Source organism: Gilliamella sp. ESL0405 (assembly GCF_019469205.1).
Lineage (GTDB): Bacteria > Pseudomonadota > Gammaproteobacteria > Enterobacterales > Orbaceae > Gilliamella.
Genome location: NZ_CP048265.1, coordinates 543,658 through 564,206, shown reverse-complemented (window position 1 = coordinate 564,206; position 20,549 = coordinate 543,658). Strand labels below are relative to the sequence as shown.

Annotated in this window: 15 protein-coding genes; 7 read left to right on the top strand and 8 right to left on the bottom strand. The window is 37.0% G+C overall.

All coding sequences use genetic code 11. The annotated features are described in order from the left end of the window. Positions 1-43: 43 nt before the first annotated feature. Positions 44-1,288: an oligosaccharide MFS transporter gene (locus tag GYM74_RS02550; RefSeq protein WP_220218931.1), complete on the bottom strand. Its 1,245-nt coding sequence runs from the start codon at positions 1,286-1,288 to the stop codon at positions 44-46. Between the two features lie 357 nt (positions 1,289-1,645). Between GYM74_RS02550 and GYM74_RS02545 the strand changes: the two genes are divergently transcribed. The 5 genes from GYM74_RS02545 (at position 1,646) to GYM74_RS02525 (ending at position 8,117) form a co-directional block, all read left to right on the top strand. Continuing rightward, positions 1,646-2,923 carry an MFS transporter gene (locus GYM74_RS02545; protein WP_220218930.1) on the top strand — a complete coding sequence of 426 codons (1,278 nt, stop codon included), beginning with the start codon at positions 1,646-1,648 and terminating at the stop codon, positions 2,921-2,923. A gap of 93 nt (positions 2,924-3,016) precedes the next feature. Further along, positions 3,017-3,934 (top strand): GntR family transcriptional regulator, encoded by a 918-nt coding sequence (locus GYM74_RS02540; RefSeq protein WP_220218929.1) that lies wholly within the window; start codon positions 3,017-3,019, stop codon positions 3,932-3,934. Between the two features lie 112 nt (positions 3,935-4,046). After that, positions 4,047-5,486 (top strand): tagaturonate reductase, encoded by a 1,440-nt coding sequence (locus GYM74_RS02535; protein WP_220218928.1) that lies wholly within the window; start codon positions 4,047-4,049, stop codon positions 5,484-5,486. Positions 5,487-5,513: 27 nt separating this feature from the next. Next, a complete protein-coding gene (locus tag GYM74_RS02530) occupies positions 5,514-6,530 on the top strand; it encodes a zinc-binding alcohol dehydrogenase family protein (RefSeq protein WP_370634048.1) in 1,017 nt (338 codons plus the stop codon). A gap of 69 nt (positions 6,531-6,599) precedes the next feature. Then, positions 6,600-8,117, top strand: coding sequence for a UxaA family hydrolase (locus GYM74_RS02525; RefSeq protein WP_220218926.1), 1,518 nt, complete (start codon positions 6,600-6,602; stop codon positions 8,115-8,117). A gap of 139 nt (positions 8,118-8,256) precedes the next feature. Here the strand turns inward: GYM74_RS02525 and GYM74_RS02520 are convergent, their stop codons facing one another. From GYM74_RS02520 to GYM74_RS02495, 6 genes are all read right to left on the bottom strand, one after another. Next, positions 8,257-9,582 carry a glycoside hydrolase family 28 protein gene (locus GYM74_RS02520; RefSeq protein WP_220218925.1) on the bottom strand — a complete coding sequence of 442 codons (1,326 nt, stop codon included), beginning with the start codon at positions 9,580-9,582 and terminating at the stop codon, positions 8,257-8,259. 122 nt (positions 9,583-9,704) lie between these two features. Then, complete coding sequence (locus GYM74_RS02515; protein ID WP_220218924.1) at positions 9,705-11,207, bottom strand: MFS transporter; 1,503 nt, start codon at positions 11,205-11,207, stop codon at positions 9,705-9,707. 94 nt (positions 11,208-11,301) lie between these two features. Beyond that, a complete protein-coding gene (locus tag GYM74_RS02510) occupies positions 11,302-12,801 on the bottom strand; it encodes a UxaA family hydrolase (protein ID WP_305054789.1) in 1,500 nt (499 codons plus the stop codon). A gap of 13 nt (positions 12,802-12,814) precedes the next feature. Then, the gene (locus tag GYM74_RS02505) at positions 12,815-14,278 is read right to left on the bottom strand and encodes a tagaturonate reductase (RefSeq protein WP_220218923.1); all 1,464 of its coding nucleotides are present in this window, start codon (positions 14,276-14,278) and stop codon (positions 12,815-12,817) included. A 48-nt stretch (positions 14,279-14,326) separates the two neighbouring features. Then, on the bottom strand, positions 14,327-15,739 hold the full coding sequence (gene uxaC / locus GYM74_RS02500; protein ID WP_220218922.1) for a glucuronate isomerase: 1,413 nt from the start codon (positions 15,737-15,739) through the stop codon (positions 14,327-14,329). A 73-nt stretch (positions 15,740-15,812) separates the two neighbouring features. Next, positions 15,813-17,075 (bottom strand): MFS transporter, encoded by a 1,263-nt coding sequence (locus tag GYM74_RS02495; RefSeq protein ID WP_220218921.1) that lies wholly within the window; start codon positions 17,073-17,075, stop codon positions 15,813-15,815. 239 nt (positions 17,076-17,314) lie between these two features. Here GYM74_RS02495 and exuR point away from each other — a divergent pair, with 239 nt between their 5' ends. Then, positions 17,315-18,091 carry a transcriptional regulator ExuR gene (gene exuR / locus GYM74_RS02490; protein WP_220218920.1) on the top strand — a complete coding sequence of 259 codons (777 nt, stop codon included), beginning with the start codon at positions 17,315-17,317 and terminating at the stop codon, positions 18,089-18,091. A 135-nt stretch (positions 18,092-18,226) separates the two neighbouring features. Here exuR and lolA read toward each other — a convergent pair whose 3' ends face one another. Further along, the gene (gene lolA / locus GYM74_RS02485) at positions 18,227-18,820 is read right to left on the bottom strand and encodes an outer membrane lipoprotein chaperone LolA (RefSeq protein WP_220218919.1); all 594 of its coding nucleotides are present in this window, start codon (positions 18,818-18,820) and stop codon (positions 18,227-18,229) included. 187 nt (positions 18,821-19,007) lie between these two features. Here lolA and GYM74_RS02480 point away from each other — a divergent pair, with 187 nt between their 5' ends. Beyond that, positions 19,008-20,339 (top strand): replication-associated recombination protein A, encoded by a 1,332-nt coding sequence (locus GYM74_RS02480; RefSeq protein WP_370634047.1) that lies wholly within the window; start codon positions 19,008-19,010, stop codon positions 20,337-20,339. Positions 20,340-20,549 lie beyond the last annotated feature (210 nt).

Sequence of the window (20,549 nt, the reverse complement as noted above, 5' to 3'; positions counted from 1 at the left end):
TATGTTTTATCAAATACTATTGATTAAATTACAAATTTTTTGCTTAATTACTTTCGTTTTCAATTTTGTCTGATTTTCTATCACGACTTAAAAAGGCCATAGCAAACAGCATGAAGCCTAAAACCACTAAACCTAAATAGTTAAATGTTGTCGCTGCGCCCTCTGTGTCATAAAAATTACCCACAAAGGTAGAAAATAGTATTACGCCTACTGATCCGGCTACTTGATAACCAATTAAGAACACGGTAGCTGACAAGCGAGCATTAAAATTATTATCAATATATTTAAACACTGAGACTAAAATGGTTGAGATCTCTAAACAGTGCATAAGTTTTATGATTGAAATAATGGCAATACTTTCCACATGACCCGTTAAAAATATTCGCGTTGCCGAAATAAATGCCGCAAAGATTAAGGCATTTTTAGCACCCACTTTGTTCACAACAAATGGCACACAAAACATTACCGCTGCTTCTAAAAAGACTTGAAATGAATTCAACATACCGTATAAACGATAACCGTCGTTGACATCGGTAAATTGCTGAGTAAAAAAGACCGGGAATAATTGTTGGTCATAAATGTTGTACAAGCTGTAGGTTCCCAGTACATAAATAACAAATATCCAAAACTTTTTGAGTCCAAATACTGAAACAATTTCATTAAAACTTAATTTATCTTTCTTCTGGAATACGGCTGCCGATGATTTGCTTAAATCTGGTTTGAAATTTAGATTAAGTATCATAAAACAGATACCCACTGCTGAAGCAGCCCAAAAGTTAAGATGAGGATTAATACTAATTAATATACCGGCGATAAAGGTACCCACCGCATAGGCAATACAACCCCAAGTGCGGCATTGTCCAAATTCAAAATTAAAAGCACGGCTGATTTTTTCACAGTAAGAATCGATTAAGCCCATACCGGCAACCCAACCAAAACCTAAGAAGAAACTACCAAAGATTACACCAACATAAAAATTGTGTCTTAATAGCGGTTCATAAACATAGATCAATGCAGGTGCGGCACAAGTTATGATGATACTTTGAAACCAAATCAGATGTTTTTTTAAGACTAATTTATCTTGATAGACACCATAAATAATCATGATAATCAACGAGATAAAATAGTTAAAAGAATAGATAATACCCGTCTGTTTTGCCGTTAAACCAATCTCTTTACTAAGCCATATTGCATAAAAGGAAAAAACAAAACTACCTGCTGCGTAATACATAATGCTATAAAACGAAGCAAACCAATAAGTCGGTTTTTTATAAAATGCACTTGTCATAATTTATCCTTAAAAGAGTGAACCATTACGAACGAGTATGAAGAGCTAAAAATTTAGCTTTAAAAGATTTATTGGATAAATGTGATCAACATCAAAGTTATTTTGAAAGGTAATGATGATATGCAATAAGAAATGACATCAAAGATTAAAAACAAATAAAAAACAGAAAAATATTATCCCTACCACAATCAAACAAACAATTCCTTATCTGAGTGAATTTTTTCACTACTATCAATATGCCATTTGAATGAAATAGAAGTTACTAATTCACTTGGTACCTTAATTAACATTTTCAATATTAAATTAAGATAACTAAATGAATATATTATTAAATAATTTATAAAAAGAGGTTTTTTTATGCCTAAAAAAAATAGTCGTATTCGATTCCATATAGCTATACTCATGTTATTTGCTATTGTAATTAACTATTTGGATAGAACTGTAATGTCTGCTGCTGCTCCAATTATTGCTACTGATTTAAATATTTCTCCTGAAGCAATGGGCTGGATAATGTCAGCGTTTTTCTTAAGTTATGCTTGTTGCCAAATTCCAGCTGGCTTTATTGCCGATCGTTTTGGCCAACGGAAAACACTCGCAGGTTCAGTGACTTGGTGGTCGTTAGCAACGGGTGCAACAGCACTAGCAACTACCCCCATTGGTTTTATTTTTGCTCGGGTATTTATGGGAATTGGCGAAGCTGCTGCATATCCTTGTAACGGAGGCATTACCGCGAAATGGTTTCCCGATAGAGAACGAGGTCGTGTAACAGCATTATTTGATAGTGGCTCTCGATTTGGCACAGCATTTGCCATGCCACTGGTTGTTTGGATTATAGCTTCATTAGGATGGCATGCAGCATTTTTTATTTGTGGCGCATTAGGTCTTGTTTGGGTTATTTGGTGGTTATGTGTTTATCAAGATCCTGAACAACATCCTAGTATTAGTCCTACAGAATTGAAATATATTCGTGACGGCCAAATAAAAAAAGAAGGAATCGATAAAGTACAACCAATGAAATGGTATCAATTACTAAAATACCGTAATGTGATAGCGATGTGTATAGGCTTTTTCATGCTTAACTATGCTGTTTATTTTTTCATTACTTGGTTTCCAACTTATTTAATGAAAGAACGCGGTTTAAGTTTAACCGAAATGGGATTTTTAGCTATGCTACCACCATTATGCGGCATAATTGGTCAATGGATTGGTGGATGGTTAACTGATTTTATCTACATTAAAACCAATAATATTAATCTAGCTAGAAAAATAAATTTAGTTGGAGGAATGTTAATTGCGACTTCCATTTCGCTTGCCGGGTTAGTTGATTCAATTACTGTAATGATGATGCTACTTTGTATTTCATATATTGGGCTTGCTTTTTCTGGCTCAGCCATTTGGTGTCTTCCTGGCGATATTGCTCCGCGAAATATGACATCTGTCTTAGGTGGTATCCAAAATACTGTCTCAAATTGTGGTGGTATTTTAGGTCCAATCGTAACGGGATATATTATTGGAGCAACAGGTTCATTTATGTATGCCCTAGTCGTTTCTGGTTGTGCTTGTGCTATTGGTGCACTTGTATATTTACTTGTATTAAAAGATATCAAACCTATTACAGCCAATCCATCTATTTAATAACTATAAATTTCGTTAGAAAATTCTATCAAAAACTTTGATAGAATTTTCAGGAAGTTAGTTTGTTATAATTAAATTACTGAGAAACGTAATATGAGTAGAAGTCAAACATTAAGACAAAATACTATTAATCAATTTATTGATTGCATCAACAATAATATATTATCTTTTCCTTTACCTTCTATTTCAATTCTAGCTGAAGCTTTCAATGTTAGTCGAACAACCATTCGCGCAGTATTAAACTATTTATGTCAAATAGGCATTTTATTGTTTGATAATAACCAATACCATTTAGCTCGTGAACCAACACAAAAGGATAAAATTTCCTGTATTTTCGAAAAAAGATCTATACAAGATAAAAAAGTTGAAACTTATTTTTACCATTTAATTAATAGTAAAAAATTATTACCGGGTGATCATTTTAATGAAATTCAACTCGCAAAAGAAATTAACGTTAGTCCCATTGTGGTTCGTGAGTTTCTGCTACGTTTTTTACATTATGGACTTATTGATAATGTTAAAAAAGGGGAATGGGAGTTAGCTACATTCGATAAAAACTATGCCGAAAAACTATATGAATTTAGAAGTGTTTTAGAAATTTTTGCACTAAAAGCATTTTTGGCCCAATCTGACAATCATATTAATTGGATAAAAGCACGAGAGTTACTACAACGGCACAAAAATCTTCAACAAAATATACAAGATGAATATAAACTTTTTTCAACACTTGACCGTGATTTCCATGAACTCATTTTATCGTGTAAAGAAAATCGTTTCTTTTTGCAATCATTTGATTTAATTTCCGTTATATTTCATTTTCATTACCAGTGGGACAGTAGTGATCTTAAAGAAAGAAATAGTATTGCTGTATCAGAACATATTGCAATTTTAACTGCAATTCTACAAAAAAACGAACCACTCGCCATTGCAGCGTTGTGTCGTCATTTAAATACAGCTAAAAGATCAATGCAAGAGTCAATTGGACGCGCATTAGCTATAAAAAACAGATAAAAAACAAAAAACTTATATATTCAACACGAAATAACTAAAAAAATACATACTACATTTTATCTTCTTCTATAGTTCTCTTTACTTACTACCAATAATTAAAGAGAACCATCATATGACAAAACAATTAAATAGATCCAACTTTCCTGGTCCAATTTACCCTGAAAAAATACTTCAATTTGGTGAAGGAAATTTTTTAAGAGCATTTATAGATTGGATTATTGATAATCTAAATGAAAAAACAAATTTTAATAGTGGTGTTACAATTGTTAGACCAATTGATACACATCAACCATCTCTCAACGAACAAGATGGGCTTTATACGACTATTATTCGAGGGCTGAATGAACAAGGTTGCACAATTGCTACACCGAGAATTATTTATTCAGTTAATCGAGAAATATTAATATATCAAGACTATCAATCCTATTTAGCTTGTGCAGAAAATCCTGAGTTGGAATTTATTTTTTCAAATACTACTGAAGCAGGTATTGCATTTAGTGATAAAGATAAAGCTACAGATCTACCTCCAGCAACTTTTCCTGCAAAATTAACCTGTTTTTTACACCATCGTTTTAAATTTTTTAAAGGCCAAAAAGATAAAGGCTTGATTATCATTCCATGTGAACTTATTGATTATAATGGAGAAAAACTGAAAGAATTGGTTTTGGAATATGCTAAATTATGGCAATTAGATCACGCTTTTACAATATGGATCAATGAGTGTAATACCTTTTGCTCAACTTTAGTTGACCGTATTGTGACAGGCTATCCAAAAGATGAAGCAATACAACTTGAACAACAACTTGGTTATCAAGACCGTTTTTTAGATACAGCTGAGTATTTTTATCTGTTTGTTATTCAAGGTCCACAATGGTTAAAACAGAAATTAAAATTAGATCAAGTCAACCTAAATATTGTAGTTGTTGATGATATTAAACCTTATAAAGAAAGAAAAGTAGGTATTTTAAATGGCGCTCATACTGCGATGGTGCCTGTTGCTTACCTTGCTGGATTAAAAACTGTTGGCGAAAGCATGGATGATCCGCAGATTGAAACATTCGTTAAAAATTTAATTAATCAAGAGGTGATTCCAACTTTATCTTTAGATAAAGAACAATTAGTACAATTTGCCGATGAGGTTTTAAAACGCTTTAGAAATCCATTCATTAAACACGAGTTAATGTCAATTTCATTAAATTCATTAACAAAATTTAAAACACGACTACTGCCACAATTACTAACATATAGTCAACGATTTAACAAACCACCAAAGTATATTTCGTTTTCCTTAGCTGCTCTTATTGCTTTTTATCGTGGCCAATACCAAGGTCAAGCTATTTCATTAACTGATGATGCTCATTTACTAGAGAAGTTTAAAGAGTGGCAACCACTTTATCAAAACGACGTTAAAACACTCGTCTCTAACGTATTAAAAATGACTGACCATTGGGGACAAGATCTCAATAATGTTACCGGATTAAAGGATTTAGTGACAAAAAATCTGGAAAACATTTTAGCTCAAGATATTAAAAATTATATTCCAAACAATTAAACAGCAGGAGTCAAACATATGACTAAAATGAAATATATTGTTATTCCAGAACCAGGAAAAGTTGAAGTCAAAGAAATGGAAAAACCAACCTTACAAAAGGGTGAAGCAATATTAAAAGTATTATATGGTGGTATTTGCGGTTCTGACATGGGAACGTATAAAGGAACTTTTCTCTATGCAAGCTATCCGAGAATCCCAGGTCATGAATTTTCTGCCGAAGTGGTTGAAATAGATGAGAATGATTATGGTATCAAAAAAGGAATGATTGTTACCGCCAATCCTTATTTTAACTGTGGTAAATGTTATTCTTGTCGACGCGGTTTTGTTAACTGCTGTACTGGCAATCAAACTCTTGGCGCACAACGTGATGGTATTTTCAGAGAATATTATAGTATGCCAATTGAACGTATCTATGATGGTAAAGGGTTAGATGCATTAACCCTATCAATGATTGAACCATTTTGTATTAGTTATCATTCAATTCAACGAACGTCAGTAAAAAAAGGCGATAAAGTATTAGTTGTTGGTGCTGGACCTATTGGTTTATTTGCTGTCATGGCTGCAGTATTAAAAGAGGCTGACGTATATGTAAGTGACGTAATGCAATCAAGATTAGATAAAGCATTATCATTAGGTGCAAAAGGTATTATCAGAACAGATAAAGAGAATTTTGAAGAAAGAGTAAAAGAGATTACCCAAGGTGATGGTTTTGATGTTTGTATCGAATGCGTTGGATTACCACAAACTTTCCAAAATTGTATTGATGCAGCAGCTTACCGTGGTCGTGTAGGTCTAGTTGGAGTAAGTAAACAAAAATTAGATTTTGCTTTTACACAAATTCAAACTAAAGAATTAGATATTTTTGGTTCACGTAATGCACTAAAAAAAGACTTTATCGAATTGATTGATTTAGTTAGTTCCGGAAAATGTGATGTCAAAAAAATCATTACCGACATATACGAATTGAATAATGCCGAAAATGCTTTTAAAGAAATGCGAGATGATCCAAGTAATCGACTTAAATCAGTAATAAAGATAGGTTAACTAAATAATTATCTCTCAATTATTCCGCTACTAACAAGTAGCGGAAAGTGTATTTTTAGGAAAGAGTTCATGAAAAAAATAATTAAAATCAATGGTAACGATAATGTTATTATTGCATTAGAAACATTATACCCAGGCGATAAAATAAATAGTGAGCTATTAAAAGATAATCAACAAATTACTGTTTTACAAGAAATTCCTTCAGGTCATAAAATAGCGATTAAACCGATTTTACAAGGTGAAAACATCATTAAATATGGTTTTCCCATTGGTCATGCATCGCAAGCTATTCAAGTTGGTGAACACGTACATACTCATAATGTTAAAACCAATCTTGGTGAACTTGATGAGTATGAATATGAACCTGTTGCTAGTCATATTTCATCATCACTACCGGATAGAGATGTGAATCTTTATCGCCGAAAAAATGGTGATGTTGGTATTCGTAATGAACTTTGGATTATCCCAACCGTTAGTTGCGTTAATGGTATCGCGGAACAAATTCGTAAACGATTTTTATCAGAAATAGCGAAAGACATTGAGTTAGATCACGCTTTTTTTGATGGTATCCATCTACTTTCACATCCCTATGGTTGTTCGCAATTAGGAGCAGATCATCAAACAACTAAAACTATATTACAAGATATGGTCAAACATCCTAATGCTGGTGGAGTATTAATTATTGGTTTAGGATGTGAAAATAATCAACTCTCAGCATTTAAAGAAAGCCTTGGTGAATATGATCATGAGCGAGTCCGTTTTATGATTTCACAAGAAGTGGAAGATGAGATTCAACAAGGTGTGAAGTATTTACTCGAAATATATCAAGTAATGAAATTAGATCGTCGCCAAACTGGTAAGCTTAGTGAACTTAAATTTGGACTTGAGTGTGGGGGATCCGATGGATTATCTGGCATCACAGCAAACCCATTATTAGGCAAGTTTTCTGATTATGTAATTGCCAATGGCGGAACTAGCGTTTTAACCGAAGTTCCCGAAATGTTTGGAGCAGAAACAATCCTAATGTCTCATTGTATTAATTCACAAATTTTTGAAAAAACAGTAAATATGGTAAACAATTTTAAAAAATATTTTATGACATATAATCAACCTATTTACGAAAACCCTTCTCCAGGTAATAAAGCAGGAGGAATTACAACACTTGAAGACAAATCATTGGGCTGCACCCAAAAAGCAGGTAATAGTAATGTTATTGATGTATTAGAATATGGTGAAAGACTCCAAAAATCAGGTTTAAATTTATTATCAGCTCCGGGAAATGACGCAGTTGCTACAGGTGCATTAGCTGCAGCTGGTTGTCAAATGGTATTATTTTCAACCGGAAGAGGCACCCCATATGGTGGTGTTGTACCAACTGTAAAAATTTCAACTAACTCAACACTTGCCCAAAAAAAGAAACACTGGATCGATTTTGATGCAGGGCAATTAGTTAATGGAACGCCGATGGAGAAACTTCTAGAGCAATTTATTCATTTAATTGTGCAGCTTGCAAACGGTAAACAAACCTGTAATGAAATAAATGAATTTCGTGACCTATCAATCTTTAAAAATGGAGTAACTGAATAATTTTTTTAAAGTCCAAATCTGAAAAAATAAAAAATCAACCCAATAAAATATAACAATATTTTGACATAAAAAGACCCCCAAGTAATTGGTTGTCCAACTATTGGGGGGCACTTCAATTTAGCGGTTATTTTCAAACACATTATTCAGTTTTAAGTCCAAATAACTGCCCATTTTGTTTGACAAATGATTGATTAACATGCACATCGGTACAATTTTTTACATAGAGTGGATCGCAAACCACATTATCAATAATGACATTATTCAATAAAACAGAGTTGGCATTTTCAATAAAAAAGCCCTTGCCTGCCTCCGGTTTAACATCTTTAAACATATCAACTTCGCCGGCTTGTGCATCTATTTGCATTGAAATGCGGATATTATCAAACGAAATATTGGTAATTGGCGATTCGGGAATCCCATATAAAAAGCCGGCATACGCCCGAACATTTTTAGCGATAATATTAGAAAAACTGATGTTATGACAAGCCGGCGTATCTGCACTTACCGGTAATGGCTGTTTATTCCAGACAATCGGATCGTTGCCTTTCGGACCACAATAATAGTAGTAGTTCATCACAAACGGCGATAACACTTCGTCCATAACAATATTACTAAATGTGATATCGGAAATAGTACCACCACGACCACGGCGAGTTTTAAACCTAACGCCACGATCGGTTTTTTGAAAGACACAGTTACTAATAGTGATATGACGAATAGAGCCACTCATTTCACTGCCTAACACCACCGCACCATGACCATGAATCATATTACAATTGGTAATTAAAATGTTTTCACATGGGCTTTTATCCGCTGTCTGCTCTGTACCGGCTTTAATGGCAATACAATCATCACCAACATCGATATAACAATTGGATATTCTCACATTACGGCATGATTCGGGATTAATGCCGTCGGTATTAGGTGAATCAGCCGGATTAAGAATCGAAATATTATCCACCACCACATTATTTGATTCCATTGGATGCACTGTCCAGCTAGGTGATTGCGTTAAAAATAGTTTTTCAATCGTTATGCGCTGGCAAAAATCAAACCCAATCAAATACGGTCTTGGATAACGAAGATTTTCCCGCTGTTGACGAAAAACCTGCCACCATTTTTGCCCGTTACCATCTATCTTACCGCCACCGGTTAAGGTGACATTTTCAATACTGTGTCCATAAATACAAGGCATATAGACATCTTGCTTCACCCCTTCCCAACGTGAATTGACAATTGGATAATCGTTCACATCATCAGAAAAGCGTAATGTTGCGCCTTGCTCAATATGTAAGGTGAGATGACTACAAAGTTTAATTGCCCCAGTGTAATAGGTGCCCACTGGCACAACAATGGTTCCCCCGCCCTGCTTTTCAATATGTGCGATTGCTTTTTCAAAAGCGTGGGTATTTAATGATTTTCCGTCGCCAATCGCGCCAAAATCTGTCACTGATACTCTCGTCATTATTCTGTCCTTCCTGCTGTCGGTTTATAAACGGCAAATTAAAAGCTTAATTGCCGCTTAGCACTTATTTTATTCATAACAGGATCGGCGTTAACCAATCCCAATATCTGGTCGAATCGTTATTAATGTGATTGTTTATAACCAATATTGTTATGACCGAAACATTTTTCATAAGCAATCCCGGTTAGATCTTCTACCACTTTTTTGGTTTCTGGCGTGACATCTGCCATTTTGCCACCATTACGAACTCGAGCAACTTCGTTAATAATAATCGAATGGGTCGCATGATCGAGTTTCATTTTCCAAGCGAAGCACGCACCAATTAAAGCCATACCAATTACACCATAAAGAATGATGCCATTTATTGCCGCAATGGCGCTTTGTGGTTGAACATGTGATTTAGATTCAAAGCCATATGCACTCAAAATAACGCCGAGGACAAATACAATAGAGGCTCGAACTAATTTACCGGCCATGGTCATGGCACCGGCATAAACGCCTTCACGGCGGCGATCGGTTACCACTTCATCAACATCAGCCAAAAAGACATAAACGCTCCATGGAATATAATATACGCCCCCTGTTCCTAATCCAAACCAGATAGTAATACCAACTACTATCCATGTGATATGCGGTAAGTTGAGATAATAGATACCCACATAACCAATCATCGACGAAATAACGATAAGCAGCGCAATGATAAATGGTTTTTTAAAGCCTTTTTTAGCGCAATACATCATAAAAAATGCTGTTGAGACCAACTGACAAATACTACTTAATGAATTCATCTCCGCCACAAATGAGCGTGGCTCACCGAGACTAAATACAATAAAATAGGTAAAGACGGCGGTAAATAACCACTCAGCACCAAAACCAAATAGATACATACCTAAATGCGTTCTAAAGGTCTTAATTCGAAAGGTTGATAAAATGTCGATGAAAAGTTTTTTAATGGCTTGCAAAAAGCTATGTACCGATTCATCTTTGACTTGATCTTTAGGCTTTTCCCAACTATTACAATAAAGCAAAATTAACGCCGACATCATGATAAGCGCATAAGTGATACCGGTTAATAAAAAAGGGGTTGCCGATTCTTTACTGTAAAAATAGAAATAGACGCCCGGTATCGCAGCACCTAAAAAGTTAGCTACTTTACCAAACATGGCTTTAGAACCGGTTAGGTAAGTCCGTTGTGAAAAGTTTGACGTCATCTCTACAGGCAAAGTATTAAATGGAATCATAATGCTGGTATAGATGATCTCAAATAAAATATAGGTGACTAAGTAGTACCAAAAACCCATACCCTCAATCCATAACATGGGGTAAATGGTCATTAAAGGTATACCAATTAAAATAAAGAAACGACGTCGCCCAAAGCGCTGCCCGATTTTAGTTTGATAAAAATTGTCTGTGATAAAACCCATTAATGGATTAAGTATCACATCTAAATAAGTGGCAATTGAAAATATTAAGGCTGCTTGCACAACACTTAACCCACAAAAAGTGGTATAAAAGTAGAGTAGCCATGCGCCACTTATCGCCAGCGCGCCACTACCGATTAAATTACCACTGCCGTAAGAGAATCTTACTAACCATGTAATTTTTTTCTCTTTTTTGTCATTCATAAATGATCCCTATATTATTTAAAAAAAACAGTGCCCCCCATCAAGTCCCGAAGGACTTAATGTCACTATTAACTTACAAACAATTAATTTATGTTTAGAGGGTTACGCCACTTTTTAAAATGGCTAAATTTTTAAAGTTATTTATTTCATTGCGTGTTTTATTTCCGTTAGCAATTTGAACAATATGCTCGATAAATTCTGTTAATAAGTTTTGCATTGAAACGCCTTGAATCAGTTTTCCGGCGTTAAAATCGATCCAATTGGCTTTCTTTTCGGCTAATTGGGTATTGGTGGCAATTTTGACAGTTGGCACAATGCCGCCATAAGGTGTGCCTCGCCCCGTGGTAAACAGTACCATATGACAACCCGCCGCCGATAAAGCCCCGGTCGCCACCGCATCATTACCCGGTGCGCTAAGTAAATTTAGACCGGTTTTGGTTAAACGTTGCCCATATTTGAGCACATCGATAACTTCACTACCGCCCGCTTTTTGGGTACAGCCAAGCGATTTTTCTTCAAGCGTGGTAATACCACCTGCTTTATTACCCGGAGAAGGGTTTTCATAGATAGGTTGATTGTTGGTAATAAAATATTGTTTAAAATCATTGATCATGTGCACGGTTTTATCAAAAGTCGATTCGTCAACACAGTGCGACATCAAGATATTTTCAGCGCCAAACATTTCCGGAACTTCGGTCAGCACACTTGTCCCACCATGCGCAATCACATAATCAGAAAACAGCCCAAGCATAGGATTGGCCGTAATGCCGGAAAAACCGTCTGAGCCACCACACTCTAAACCGAATTTCAGCTCGCTTAAACGCCCTGCTTCTCGCTTATCTTGCTTCATTATGGCGTAAAGTTCGGTTAAATGGACAAGCGCCGCTTCGATCTCATCGCTTTCTTGCTGCGCAATAAGAAATCGGACACGTGAAGAGTCATACTCGCCTAGATCTGCCTTAAATTCGGCAACCTGATTATTTTCGCATCCCAGCCCAATCACCAGCACCGCACCAGCGTTAGGGTGTTTGACTAAATCTTGTAAAATGATTTTGGTATTTTGATGATCTTGCCCTAATTGAGAACAGCCATAAGGGTGTTCAAGCACAGTAATGCCGTCAATGTCTAACTGATGATTCAACTGCTCACAAAACTGACTGACAATTTGCTGAGCAATACCATTAATGCAAGTAACTGTTGGGATGATCCAAAGTTCATTACGGATACCCACTTCACCATTTTTGCGCCGATAAATTTGCACTTCTCGATCGGCAATGGCATGTAAGTTATCGCTTTTTGCTAAACTGGGTTGATATTTGTAATCATCAATATCACTCAAGTTGGTTTTTAAATTGTGGGAATGAATATGCTCACCCGCTTTAATCGGGCTGGTTGCATGCCCGATTGGTAAACCATATTTAATAATGTTTTCACCTAAGCCAATATCGTTAAGTGCAAATTTATGCCCTTGCTTTATCGGCTGTTTTAAATCGATATGATGCCCGTCGATAACAATATCTTGCTCATGCGCTTGCAAATCGGATAATGCCACAGCGACATTATCCATATTATTTATTTTTATAAATTTAATCATGATATTGCTCATTTTATTTGCTATCAGTCACACATTTTTCCATTGCCTTGCGCATACCTTGTTCGGTTATTACCGTTAAATATTGTGTTAGGGTTGATGCTAGTTGAGCAATAGCCAATAAATCCTGTTCCCAATGTGCACGATCACTTAAGACTTGTTCAACTAACTGGGCTAATGTTGCTTTACCTTCTGCTACATCTTGCCAAGCTGTATTAAAGCGTGAAAGCCAAAGCGCATCATCTTGTAATGGATAGCGCTGGTTATCTCTCACCCCTCGATAAAAGGCGATTAATGCGGCAAACGAGAACACCAAATGCACAGGCAATTGCCCTTTGTGTTTTTGATAAGCGATTAATTGCGGCAAGATACGGGTTTTAAATTTTGTCATGCTGTTTAAAGCAATTGACATTAGTTGATGCTCAATAAAAGGATTTTTAAATCGACTAATCACTGAATTGGCAAAATCGACCAACTCTTGATGTGGTAAATCTAACACCGGAATAATCTCATCAAAAATCGTTGCTTTGATATAAGATAAGATTTGCGGATCATTCATTGATTCACCCACCGTATCAAGACCGGCTAAGTAAGCGACCGGCACTAAAGCGGTATGTGCGCCATTTAAAATAGCCACTTTTCGCTCTTTATAAGGCTTGATATCATCCACGATTTTAATGTTCATGTTACATTGATCTAACCGTAGCGCTTGAGCCAACCACTGCGGACCTTGAATCACAAACAGATAAAAATACTCTGCCGAATCGATAAAGTCGTCTTGATAACCTAATTCTTGCTCAAGTTCATTGATTTGAGCTTTTGGGTAGCCGGGCACAATGCGATCAACTAATGTTGAGCAAAATAGATTGTCATTTTCCAGCCATGCAATAAAGTTGTCTGACAAATTCCACTGTTTAGCATATTTTAAGACTAACTTTTTCAGCGCCTCACCGTTATAATCGATTAGCTCACAAGGAATAATAATCAAGCCACTGTCTTTACTGCCGGCAAAGTGAACAAATCTTTCATATAAAAATGCGGTTAATTTAGCCGGAAAACTGCTAGCCGGTCTGTCGGTCAATTGATCACTTTCCACATAACTAATACCGGCTTCGGTAGTATTTGAAAAGATAAACTTAATATTGGGATCTTTAGCTAATTGAAGATACTCATCATATTGAGTATAAACATTGATTTCGTTATTGACTGAACGAATCATTCTAAACGCTTTTACCGCCTGATTTTGTTCATTTAAGCCACGGATTAACGTGGTATATAAACCATCTTGCGTATTTAACGAAGGTGGAAAGTCGGTATTTAATGGGCGCACAACAACCACGCCAGCGTCAAGATCGGTATTTTCGTTCAGTATATCTAATTGCCAATCTAAAAAGGCACGTAAAAAATTACCCTCGCCAAACTGAACGACTCGGGTGGTATATTTTGCGCCGGGAAAATCATTTCTATTTAATTTTTTCATTACTATTATTGCTCTTATTTTAATTTCACTCGTTTGGATGATCGTTTGTTAATTGAGCTCGATACCAAAATAGTTTTTGGCATTATCAAAGCTAATGTTTTTCACCATTTGACCTAATAACTCGATATCACGTGGTGCTTCACCGTCTTCGACCCAACGACCGACCATACGACACAAAATACGTCTAAAATATTCATGACGAGTATAAGAAAGGAAACTACGACTATCGGTTAACATACCGACAAAACGACTTAATAAGCCTAGCTGGGCTAATTGAGTCATTTGACGAATCATGCCGTCTTTCTGATCATTGAACCACCAACCGGAACCAAATTGCATCTTGCCGGCAACGCCTTCACCTTGAAAATTACCAATCATGGTGCCAAGAACTTCGTTATCAGAAGGGTTTAAACAATATAAAATCGTTTTTGGTAATGCATTTTCTTTCGCTTGTGCATCCAACAATCGAGAAAGTGGCTGGGCGACAGGGGAATCATTGATTGAATCAAAGCCGATATCGGCACCCATTAAGTTAAACATGCGAGTATTGTTATTGCGCAATGCGCCGATATGGTACTGTTGTACCCACTCACGCTTGTTGTATTCAAAACCTAAAAAGATAAGCACAGCGGTTTTAAATTGTGCGACCTCTTTTGCACTTAGCTCACCACCGGCAAGGCGCTTAGTTAAAATCGCATCGAGCTCTGTTTCGCTCGCTTGCTCATAAACCACCGTATCAAGGGCATGATCGGATACTTTACAGCCGTGAGCGGCAAAATGGTCCATGCGTTTTGAAAGTGCTTGGCAAAGTGATTGGAAGCTTGAAATAGCCACATCGGCCACGGCGGATAGTTTTTCCATATAAGCAGCAAAAAATGGCGAATCGATATTAAACGCTTTGTCCGGACGCCAGCTCGGTAACACTTTAATGGTAAACGAACTATCTTGCGCAATCGTTTTATGGTGGGCTAAATCATCGATAGGATCATCAGTTGTGCCAACCATTTTAACGTTCATTTTTTCCATAATGCCACGTGCGGAAAATGCTTTTGTTTCAAGCATGGCATTACATTGATTCCAAATTGTTTCAGCCGTTGCAGGGGAAAGTAAGAGATTATCAATGCCAAACGGACGTCGAAGCTCTAAATGTGTCCAGTGGTATAACGGATTACCAATGGTATGTGGCACAGTTTGCGCCCACGCTTTAAATTTTTCAAAATCGCTAACATCACTGCCGGTACAATATTTTTCAGCAACACCATTAGTGCGCATTGCTCGCCATTTATAATGATCGCCTTTCAACCAGATGTCATACAAGTTTTTGAATTGATAATTTTGAGCGATCTGCTCCGGTGGTAAATGGCAATGATAGTCAAAAATAGGTTGATCAGCGGCATAATCATGATAAAGCTGACGAGAAAACTCAGTATCCAGTAAAAAATCTTCGGTTAAAAAGCGCATATTCATCTCCAAAAACAGTGTTTAGCAATTCGATTGCCAATCGATTATATGATTGGCAATCTGATTTAATTAGTTATTGATTGGTTGTTGGGGCTTTTAAAATTGTCCACACCGCTACCGCAGCTAAAAGATCAAGACAAGTTAAAATCACAAACAACGGACTAAAACCGACCGTGTCGGCAAGTGCCCCAACAATCAAAGCAAAAATCGTACTAGCAAGCCATGCTGCCATACCGGTAAATCCATTAGCGGTGGCAACTTCGTTCCGACCAAAAACATCAGATGACAAGGTAATTAGGGCACCGGATAAGGTTTGGTGAGCAAAGCCGCCAATACAAAATAAAATGATAGCGATATAAGGATCGGAAAACAGCCCCATAAGGCCTGGCGCAATCATCAATACAGCACCGACAGTGACCACACATTTACGTGAATTCACTAAGCTGACATTAAAATGTTTTTGAAAAAACGGCGACATATACCCGCCTAAAATACAGCCTAAATCGGCAAATAACATTGGCAACCAAGTAAAAATCGCAATCTGTTTTAAATCAAAATGATAAACGGTGTACATAAATAAAGGGATCCATGCATTAAATGTTCCCCATGCCGGTTCGGCTAAAAAACGAGGTAAGGCAATCCCCCAAAAGCGGCTGGTGGTGAGAATTTTTTTAGCGGGTAACTTTTCTTTATTGGATGTTTGGTGACCAGCTTCTTGACCGGATAATATATATTTTTGTTCTTCAGCAGATAGATATTTTTGTTCGGTTGGGTGTCGATAAAGAGCAAACCAAAATAGCCCCCAAATAAAACTTAATAAACCACAAATAATAAAGGCTAACTGCCAACTGTGTAAGAAAATTGCGCCGGCAACCAATGGTGGGGCTATCATTGCCCCGACGGATGAACCTAAATTAAACCAGCCAACGGCAATCGATCTTTCTTTAGCCGGAAACCATTCACTTGTCGCTTTTAAGCCGGCTGGAATCATTGCCGCTTCAGCAGCACCGACAGCGCCACGTGTTATAGCCAGCCCAAGCCATCCGGTTGAAAAGGCGGTGCTGATGCAAAATACCGACCATAATAAGGCAAAAACCGCATAACCAACGCGTGTCCCTAACAAATCCAAAACATATCCGGCAACCGGTTGCATTACCGTATAGCAAGCTGAATATGCAGCAACAACATACGAATATTGTTGGGTGGTTAACCCCATAACATCTTTAAGAACTGGAGCGGCAACCGCAATCGAGTTTCGAGTTAAATAGCCAAGTATGGTTCCAATCGTAACTAAAGCTATCATATACCAACGCAGATTTTTTATGGTTTTTAACATCTTTACTACTCCTAAATCGACAAACATTCTGGCGCATATTAACATGTATGACAACTAAAAAAGTTGACATACATCACAGATTTTAATGATAACCTTAATATTTAAACGGTTATTTTTTTATTAAAATCGTTCAACAACATACTGTTTATTCGAAAAAATTCAGGCAATATTATTTAACTCTAACCGATTAGATGTTATTTTAAGATCCTTGATAACTTAAACCTTTTAGCAAGATAATTATGACCCAAGAACAAAACGAACATCAGCGGCTCTATCAAGTTATTGCCAGCGAGCTTAAAAAGCGAATAATCAATGGTGATTACCCTGTCGGCAGCAAACTGCCGTCGGAAAGATTGATATGTGAAGAGCTTAAAGTAAGTCGTTCAGTTGTGCGAGAAGCAATTATCATGTTGGAAGTGGAAGGTTATGTCGATGCACGTAAAGGGTCTGGCATACATGTAATAGCCAACACAGTACAGACTGATATGTTACCACCGTCACAAGGGTTAAACTTCTCAACCACAGGTCCCTTTGAACTGTTGCAAGCTCGTCAACTGATAGAGAGTAATATTGCTGAATTTGCCGCAACGCAGATCACCAAAGATGATATTGTTAAGCTGTTAGAAATCCAGCACAATGCGAAAAAAGAAGATCACTATCGTGACTCCAACTGGGATTTAAAATTTCACACCCAAATCGCCATGATAACGCGCAATACTGCTTTGATAACCATTGTTGAAGAAGCATGGCGGCAACGGATGTTAAATCCGTTATGGAAAAAGCTACATGAACATGTACAACAACAAGATATTGATAGCTGGTGGGATGAACATGATAAGATTTTAGAAGCACTGATTAACCGTGATCCTAAAGCGGCCAAATTAGCCATGTGGCAACATCTGGAGAACACCAAAAAAATGTTATTTGATGCAGCAAGTGAGGATTTTGAAACCAAACGAGATCACTATCTGTTTTCCGATAACCCTGTTGTGAGTATTAATGAAAAAGATCAATAAACTGCGACAATGATTGTATCAGATAGCCATTTTCATTGATTAAATGAATGATACATGATTTAGCTTTAAGTTGGGGCTGTTTGTTAGCGCTCGCCCCAATTGTTTAATTTAGCCAGCATTAGCTAACCATTACCATTAACGCTGATCATCAACTGTAACACCACCAGGCACAACAAGTTTAAATTTATCCGCATTAACTATCCCTAAAGTTTGGTTAGATAAATCATAAAAACTGCGTTGTCCGTCTTCTTCAATAACGGTGAAGTTAGAAACCATACCGGTCGGCAATACCGAAATAATAAAATCTTTTTTTGAACCATCGATTGCTTTTAAGGTAAATGAATCTTGCTTGCGTTTCACTTGATAGGAATCCCAAATCGCATTATGGCTATCGGTGAGAAGTAACATTAAACGATTATCGACCGAGTTTTTTAAATTCAACAAGGTAACTTGTTGGACTGCAGGAGTATATATCCACATATTTTTACCGTCGGAAATAACGATTGTTTCATCCGGTTCTGTCATTGTCCAATTGAAAGAATAAGGTCTGTTTACCCATAATTCACCTTTACCGTCTTGTACCGGTTTATTATCGGCGGTTGTCACCTTTTGCGTAAATCGGGCAGAAAATCCGTCAATTTTATTTAACCGTTGTTGTAATAATTCCTTATCGCCTGCAAGTGCCGACACACTAACGAATAACCCTATTAAGAATAAAAACTTTTTCATAAACAATCCTTCTATTTTCGATCCGGTATTAATGGTTAACTCATAAACAACTGCTGAATAAGCTCAAAATATTACCGTTTTTCTGTCAGTGGGGAAAGATATTTTCTTTTCTTTTTTCACTTATCTAATAACAGGTATATAATAGTTTTCATTTAACCAATTGGGATCACTCTTTGCCATGCCTAGTATGTCTTTTGAATTTACTCACGATGAATTTCAGCCATTAGCGGCTCGAATGCGTCCACGTAATTTATCTGAATATATTGGTCAAACTCAGCTGTTAGGCAAGGATAAGCCATTGCGTCAAGCGATTGAAGCTGGGCATTTGCACTCAATGATTCTTTGGGGACCACCGGGCACCGGTAAAACGACACTGGCAGAGATTATTGCTCACCATGCCAATGCTAAAGTAGAACGCATTTCAGCGGTGACATCGGGAATTAAAGATATCCGTGAAGCGATCTCACGTGCCCAAATTAACCAGCAAGCAGGCATACGCACGATTTTATTTGTGGATGAAGTTCACCGTTTTAATAAAAGTCAGCAAGATGCCTTTTTACCTTATGTTGAAAATGGCACTGTCACCTTTATTGGGGCAACAACAGAAAATCCGTCATTTGAATTAAATTCAGCACTCTTATCACGAGCGAGAGTGTACTTACTCAAATCGTTGACCAATGAAGATATCGAACAGATTTTACAACAAGCGATGGATGATCCTGAGCGTGGCTATGGCAATCGTCAAATTGTTTTACCGCAAGAGACTAAACAGCAAATTGCTGAATTTGTCGGCGGTGATGCAAGGCGAGCACTTAATACGTTAGAACTATTAGTTGATATGTCTAACGGTCAAGCGCTCACCACTGATTTACTCAAAGAAGTTATTGGCGAACGCAGCGCCAGATTTGATAATCAAGGCGATCGTTATTATGATTTGATATCAGCAGTGCACAAATCTATTCGAGGCTCATCGCCCGATGCTGCGCTATATTGGTATGCCAGAATCATTTCAGCTGGCGGTGACCCGCTGTATGTGGCACGTCGCCTATTAGCGATAGCCTCAGAAGATGTCGGAAATGCCGATCCCAGGGCGATGCAAGTTGCCCTTGCCGCATGGGACTGCTTTACCCGTGTTGGACCAGCGGAGGGCGAACGTGCTATAGCGCAAGCGATTGTCTATTTAGCCTGTGCCCCAAAAAGTAATGCGGTATACCTGGCGTTTAAACAGGCAATGCAAGATGCGCAATCGAAACCCGATTATGATGTGCCGGAACATTTACGTAATGCACCAACAAAATTAATGAAAGAGTTAGGTTATGGCGATCAATATCGCTATGCTCATGACGAACCAAATGCTTTCGCTGCCGGTGAGAATTACTTTCCACCCGAACTTGCCGATCGTAAATATTATCACCCCACAACTCGCGGGGCAGAAAAGAGTTATACGGAAAAACTGGCATGGTTAGATGCCCAAAATCAAGCTAGCTTAAATCAACGGTATAAATCATCTAAAAAGTAATCACCGTGTTTTTAATATAAAGTTAACGCCGGTAATAATAACCGGTGTTATATTGTTTAAAACCACGATAATAAACAGTCGAATACTAAAAGTCAGTCTGAACAATAAACATTAACAACAGCACGATATTAAACTTATTGCCAAACACGATAAGCCAGTTGTTTATCAAAAAAGAATCAACAAACGGCAACAAGTTTAAATGATAAAATG